Raw genomic sequence first — 6,359 nt, forward strand, 5'->3', positions numbered from 1 at the left:
ACGCAGACGAAAGGAAAATAGTCACGGATAAGGAGGTAAGGGGCTACGCACCGCTCTACCCATTACCTACAATTATCGCCCTTTCCTTCTTGCTTGACAGCGTAGAAGCCCACCTGTTCAGAAAGCATGTGTGCAGTGAGTTGATGCATCCAAGGAGTTCTGTCATTCCTATCATCATATATGACAGGGGTGTCAATAGCTGAATATGTACCAATCCTTTTTCTTTCACTGTTATCTTACTACATTACTACAAAACAAGGTAACACAGTGAAAGAGAAGGTATTACATTGTAGTTGGTAGATGACTATATGTGCAACTACGGTATGACTACATACTACCAATCCATGAACGGAAAGGATATGTTTTTTAGCCGTGGAATGCGGTCAGAGAGGCTTGTGAATCTTCGGATATTGTAACCTGTAAAATGGAAGAAATGGCATGAAGACAAACAACAATCCAAAAATAAGAACAAACACTTCCAATCAGCGTAGTTATTTTGATTGGGTCAGCAAAATGCAAGTCATTCGCAAAGGAAACGGAGAGATAGCCATGACAGAGAGTGAACTTGTGAGGTTCTTCGGGGTAACATGGAGAAAACTCCACCACAGGTTGCAAACGATAATAAAATCCTCCAACCTACATCTCGATGAGAGGGTTGCAGGTGAGGAAGATATTTATGCAAACGAACAACTAAAAGGTTATGCTCCGCTCTATCCGCTTCCTGTCATCATTGCCATGTCTTTTCATCTGGACAGCACGGAAGCGTATTTATTCAGAAAATATGTCTGTCAGAGATTGCAGAAGGTTGCATCCGTGATAACACCGATATTTCTGCTCGGTGGCACGGATAACTGATGAATATATTTCCTTTTTCTTTCACCGATTATATCTTACTACATAACTACATTAAGAGATAATGTATTGAAAAAAAGGTTTACATTGTAGTTAGTTGGAAGTCCTTACTATTACTACCATAGAACTACAGGCTACAATATAATTGTTGCTTTAAACATATTATTTTAATCTGGAATTTGTGGGGTTGGAATAAATTATGTATTTTTGCTGTCATATAGTACACAATTACGTTATGCAATAAAACACCTATGAAATATAGATACAAAATAATACTCATATTTTTAGCTGCCGTGTTTAAACTAAGCTCTATTTGTGGGCAAACAGACACGGCTACGCTAAAAATTAGTTATAAAGCAGCATTTAAGTCTTGTGTAGAACGTCCGCAGCTGTTCGATGATATGATATTATTGGTTGGAAAGCACAGCAGCAGTTTCTATTCTGCCACTAACATAACACAACAGCAGACATTAGACAGTGTGGTACAAACCACGGGTGGAAATCTTTCTCAGGTTCTAGCAGCAAGTTCCAAGATGAGAGCAAGTTCTAAATTAGGACAACACTATGTAGTATTGAAGAACTATCCCATAGCAAACAAACTTACTTATACCACAGAACTTGTGGGGAATACAGCCTTTAAGTATGAGGAGGCTATGCCAACGTTAGACTGGGAACTTTTAGATGGCGACAGCATCATTGCCGAATATAGTTGCAACAAGGCAAGAACGGCTTTTCGTGGCAGAGTATGGACAGTATGGTATACACCCGACCTTACCATAAGTGAAGGACCTTGGAAACTATGTGGATTACCGGGACTGATACTGAAAGCAGTTTCTGACAATGCCGAATATACTTTTGAATGCACAGGCATACAAAAAGGACATGGAGAAAAGATTGCTATTGCTAAGAAAAACTTTATAAATACAAATGCAGCCGACTTACAGAAACTCGAAGTTCTTACTGCTACCGACCCACAGGAAGCTATCATCAGACTCAAAGGTGTGCGTGGCAGCGGTAACATAAAGAAAAGAAAGTTGACTCCTTTGTTGATAGAAGATTTGAACAAGAAATGAAGCAAGCATTTCTCATATGGTTAATTCTCTTGTTTGCCATAACGGCAAAAGGTCAAATACTTACAGGGCAGATTGTATCTACACAAAATACATCTGTTGACCGTGCTGCCGTGTATTTGAAAAACGGGAAACAAACCATAGCTTATACTTTTTCAAGCCCTAACGGTAGCTTTTCCATTGATGCTAAAGGAAAAGAGTTTCGCATAATAGAGGTAAGAAAGCTGGGCTACGAAACAACATCTTTGTTCATATCTGATTTCAAGAATGGGCAACATATTGTATTGCAAGAGAAAACAAACGAACTGAAAGAGGTGGTAGTGAAGTCGCAGAAGGTACGCCAAGAAGGCGATACGCTTAACTACCTTGTCAATTCTTTTAAAACTAAGCAAGACAGAACCATAGCCGATGTATTAAAAAAAATGCCAGGAATAGCCATTAACGAAGATGGATCCATAGAATATCAAGGAAAGAAAATCAATAAGTTCTATATTGAGGGAATGGATTTACTTGGTGGAAAATATACACAAGCATCAGAAAACATTGATGTGGACAAAGTAAAGAAAATACAAGTCTTCGAGCGTCATCAACCAATCAAGGCATTGAAAAACACCAGTTTCAGTGAGCAAGCTGCACTGAATATCGTTTTGGGAGATGGCGCAAAGAACGTATGGACACATACCATAGACCTTGCTGTTGGTATGGCAATGGACAGGAAGTCTGACTTCCTCTATAACAATAGGCTTTTTTCTATGTTCTTCTCGCGAAAAGTGCAAAGTATCAGCATGTATAAAAACAACAACACAGGTAAGAGTATTGGACAGGAAGTGTCGCCAATGGCTGCCTATTTAGACGACTCTGCTCCCACAGACGGCGGAATTCTCTCCAATATTTCATTGCCAGCACCCGATATAGAAACTGCTAGAAGCCGATTTAACCAAACACACCTGTTTGCTACAAATTGGCTTTTCAAGACAAAAGGCAACAACGACTTGCGAATACAGTTGGATGCAATGGTAGACAAAACTATACAAAGGCGAACAACTTCAACCATCTATACAATGGCAGGTAGCAAGGCAATCATGGAAGACGTGTCGGCACAAAGCCATCACAACGCACTCAATGCAGAGGTGCTGTACAAGCAAAATACGGATAAGCAATACCTTACCAATGATTTGCGAGGATATATAGACTTCGACCAAAGCGATGGTACATCGCTATTGAATGGTAGAAATACTCGCCAATATGTAAAGCCACGTCAACGCTATCTCACCGACAAACTTTCCTTCATCCGAAATCTTAACGGTAAACATTCTATTTCAGCGAATGCCTATCTCTCATTAAATTATGCACCAGATTTGCTGTTGCTGTCAAATGAAACTACCGAACGATTGGAAAAACATAGCATGTTGGGCGGATTTAATACTTATTGGGGACATAAAGTGGGCAAATTTCATCTGAACTACGATTTTGGAACAGATGCAAAATTACAACGAATGAACATCGAATATGATAGCATAAGTGCGAAACGAAGATATAGGGAATGGAGGAGTTTCGTTCGTCCTACATTCAGTTACAAGTCGAACAATATTCATCTCACAGCCAGTACACCGCTTTATTGGACAGAGCGATATTACGGAAGTCAGCATAAAAGCACGCTTACCATAGAACCACATTTATATATATCTGCCATGCCTACACCATCGTTAACTCTTATGGGTATCTATAACTATGCATGGCGACCTAATGAGTTTTCCTCAACGATAGACATTCCTTTGTTTACAGACTATATAACGATGCGACAAGGTTACGGGAAACTAGACTATACGCTGTCGCATTTTCTTAGAACCTCTGTAGAATATAAAGACGTGTTGAAGGGCTTCTTTGTCAATATAGGCTATAGCTTTACCAATATGCGAAACCAACGTATGTATTCGCAACGTGTTATAAACAACTCTTATCAGACGTTTGCAACAGATTTTACAGCAAATAGTACCACACATGGTATAGATGGACGAATGAGTGAAAGTTGGAACATTGCACATTTGACAACTATCCTTGGCTATTCCTACAATTGGAGCAACTATAAGATGCTTATTGGAAATAGCTTTGTACCTTTCCAAACGCAATCTGCTAATATCTCTCTTTCCTTTTCGTTGCAACCTATTGAGTGGTTCTCCATAGAGGAGAAGAGTGTTTATCGTTATATAAGGCAACTATCAAAGGGTAATGCAGCATTCAATATTAACCCCTTGCGTTCTTTCAGTCATCAGTTGAAGTGCTTTCTTATGCCTGGTAATTTCCAAATAGAGTGGAATAATGAGTTGTACCATAGCAACGACCATTCAGTCTCGTTCACATACTTTGCCGACATATCCGTATATTATCGTCGTAAACGTTACGAAATAGGACTTGTCTGCAATAATCTTCTAGGCAAGAATAAATACATCCGACAGCAAATAACCGACACTCAACAGATATATACAGCTACGCAATTAAGAAGTAGAGATATTTTGCTGAAAATAATGCTATCATTGTAAAGATAAACAGGGCATCCTGTTATTATTTATAAATAATTTAAAATCAAAAAGAAATGAAGAAATTTTTATTTTCGTTGGCACTAGCTCTTAGTTTAGGAGTTGTTGCACCACAAACAGTTGCTGCTAAAAGTAGCTCCAAGATTGAAGTAACAGAAATCAAGCACCATGATGGTTATGATGAGGTTACCTTTAGTGACGGAAGCTATGGCTTTTTCTTTGAAGATGGTACATATACCATTTATATAAGGAAAGAAGGTGGTAAATAATCTTAGCAGTATTTCTTGATATTTGTAAACAATAGAATATCGAGAATTTATGCGTTACATTTAAGGTATGCCAAGAGTTTATTATGGCATACCTTTTATGTCTATGTACAATAGGGTAACTATATTTTAGTTTATCTTAAATTTATCATTAAATCAGACACGTCGTAGTCTTATCTGCAAAGTTCTAGCTGGTAGTATTTATAATATCCTTTTTTAATGATGGGAATTAGAAAAGTCATTAAAACTGCGTCTTAGATCTTAATGGGTCGATAGGGGCTTATAATTATCCTCTAACAGCTTTTCCAAATCCGACTCCTTATAAAGTATCTTTCCTGCAAAGTGTGTGTAGGGGATAGTCCTCCTGTCCCTATAGTCCTGCAAGGTACGAGGGCTGATATACAGCCGCTCACATACTTCCTTGCTCGTTAGGAAATGCTCACCGCCAAACAGCGGTTTATGTGTCTGTGCCACTTCCTTTATCCGTCTGTTGACTCCTTCAAGTGCGGACAGCACCCCCTGCATATCATCCGCTTCCATGTTCAAGTCCTTTACTGATTCCATAATATCCTTCTCTTATTTGTTATTCTTTATTCTGTCTATTTTCGATTTCTCCGATTTGCTTTGGAGCAATAGCTCCACATCCTCACGCCTGTAATAGCACTTATGCCCGATTTGCGAGAAAGGCAGCACGCCTGTATCCCGATAGTGCTGCAATGTACGCTTGCTGATGTTAAGCAACTTGCACACATCACCGTTGTGCAGCCAATCGGTATGCTTGCTTTGTTCTCCAAATGCCTTATGGCAGGTATCAGCAAGGCTAAGTATCTCATTTCTGAGCCTTGTCCAATTTGAATCCGTAATGATAAAATATCCCATAATTCTATTGTTGTTTTGTTTGTAATTCTGTCTTATTGGTATTGACAATACCTTTGCCTGTTTTGCGTATCATCGCACGTTTATGTCTGCAAAAGTATGATGAGTTTATCATACTTCAAAGCAGCAGGGAACAGCAGGGAAATATCGGGAACTTCAAGGAAAAAGACAATGCATTTTATCAGCAGCCGTTTGCACCTTCTTACCCTATTTTTTTTCTTTCACCGTCCGTTGGGTACAAAGATATGGTGCTGTATCTCCTATTCAATCGTTATTCGCCCAAGTGGCAGCTTGTGACACTCTTGGTGTGGACAAACGCTACCATATTTCTGTGCTGATTCTATCGTTTGTAATATCGGTGTAGAATACTGCAAACGTGTGCAAAGAGCACACTTCTACCTCTGCCTTTTCTTGTTATTTTATCCCCCGTCTTGACTTAGTTCAGGCTTAAATAAGTTTTTTCTTTCCCCATCTCCATAAAAATTCGTGCGAACTTTATTGCCAATGAGCGCAACATTATGCAAGCACTCTTTGAATGCTTGGAACTTTCCCATTCTCTTCCTAACTTCACTCTCGGAAACCAAACCAAGCATATAATGAAAACAAGTGCAGATAAAGGCAAATTGGAAGGCGAGAACAATACGTCTAAGCAAAGGAAGACTTCCTCCAAAAACGGTGAGATAGAAACTTATCTCTCCTCTTATTATGGGTTCAGGTATAACACGGTATTAGGTAGAACCGAATACAGGGGCAAGAAC

At 39.1% G+C, this 6,359-nt stretch carries 6 protein-coding genes and 2 pseudogenes; 6 read left to right on the forward strand and 2 right to left on the reverse strand.

The annotated features are described in order from the left end of the window. The 5 genes and pseudogenes from HMPREF1640_RS11930 to HMPREF1640_RS11950 all read left to right on the forward strand — a co-directional run. Positions 1–203, forward strand: a pseudogene (locus HMPREF1640_RS11930) (hypothetical protein); the annotation flags it as partial. Positions 204–438: 235 nt separating this feature from the next. Further along, positions 439–855 (forward strand): hypothetical protein, encoded by a 417-nt coding sequence (locus HMPREF1640_RS11935; RefSeq protein ID WP_036895162.1) that lies wholly within the window; start codon positions 439–441, stop codon positions 853–855. Positions 856–1,103: 248 nt separating this feature from the next. Continuing rightward, positions 1,104–1,925 (forward strand): GLPGLI family protein, encoded by an 822-nt coding sequence (locus tag HMPREF1640_RS12650; protein WP_052051833.1) that lies wholly within the window; start codon positions 1,104–1,106, stop codon positions 1,923–1,925. Further along, positions 1,922–4,462, forward strand: a complete 2,541-nt coding sequence (locus HMPREF1640_RS11945; protein WP_036895164.1) for a hypothetical protein — start codon at positions 1,922–1,924, stop codon at positions 4,460–4,462. The genes HMPREF1640_RS12650 and HMPREF1640_RS11945 overlap by 4 nt, the downstream gene beginning before the upstream one ends. A 53-nt stretch (positions 4,463–4,515) precedes the next feature. Continuing rightward, complete coding sequence (locus HMPREF1640_RS11950; protein ID WP_036895167.1) at positions 4,516–4,728, forward strand: hypothetical protein; 213 nt, start codon at positions 4,516–4,518, stop codon at positions 4,726–4,728. A gap of 258 nt (positions 4,729–4,986) precedes the next feature. On the opposite strand, the gene HMPREF1640_RS11955 is transcribed toward HMPREF1640_RS11950, so the two are convergent. Further along, positions 4,987–5,289 carry a helix-turn-helix domain-containing protein gene (locus HMPREF1640_RS11955; RefSeq protein WP_036895169.1) on the reverse strand — a complete coding sequence of 101 codons (303 nt, stop codon included), beginning with the start codon at positions 5,287–5,289 and terminating at the stop codon, positions 4,987–4,989. A gap of 12 nt (positions 5,290–5,301) precedes the next feature. Continuing rightward, positions 5,302–5,604 carry a helix-turn-helix domain-containing protein gene (locus tag HMPREF1640_RS11960; protein WP_036895172.1) on the reverse strand — a complete coding sequence of 101 codons (303 nt, stop codon included), beginning with the start codon at positions 5,602–5,604 and terminating at the stop codon, positions 5,302–5,304. A gap of 515 nt (positions 5,605–6,119) precedes the next feature. On the opposite strand from HMPREF1640_RS11960, the pseudogene HMPREF1640_RS13010 reads away from it, so the two are divergent. Beyond that, positions 6,120–6,359: pseudogene (locus HMPREF1640_RS13010) on the forward strand (virulence protein); the annotation flags it as partial.

Source organism: Prevotella sp. S7-1-8, assembly GCF_000758925.1.
Taxonomy (GTDB): Bacteria; Bacteroidota; Bacteroidia; order Bacteroidales; family Bacteroidaceae; genus Prevotella.

What these genes read in the sequence shown, in the direction of transcription:
- HMPREF1640_RS11935 (WP_036895162.1), top strand. Translation starts at nt 439, where the DNA reads ATGAAGACAAACAACAATCCAAAAATAAGAACAAACACTTCCAATCAG.
- HMPREF1640_RS12650 (WP_052051833.1), top strand. Translation starts at nt 1,104, where the DNA reads ATGAAATATAGATACAAAATAATACTCATATTTTTAGCTGCCGTGTTT.
- HMPREF1640_RS11945 (WP_036895164.1), top strand. Translation starts at nt 1,922, where the DNA reads ATGAAGCAAGCATTTCTCATATGGTTAATTCTCTTGTTTGCCATAACG.
- HMPREF1640_RS11950 (WP_036895167.1), top strand. Translation starts at nt 4,516, where the DNA reads ATGAAGAAATTTTTATTTTCGTTGGCACTAGCTCTTAGTTTAGGAGTT.
- HMPREF1640_RS11955 (WP_036895169.1), bottom strand. Translation starts at nt 5,289, where the DNA reads ATGGAATCAGTAAAGGACTTGAACATGGAAGCGGATGATATGCAGGGG.
- HMPREF1640_RS11960 (WP_036895172.1), bottom strand. Translation starts at nt 5,604, where the DNA reads ATGGGATATTTTATCATTACGGATTCAAATTGGACAAGGCTCAGAAAT.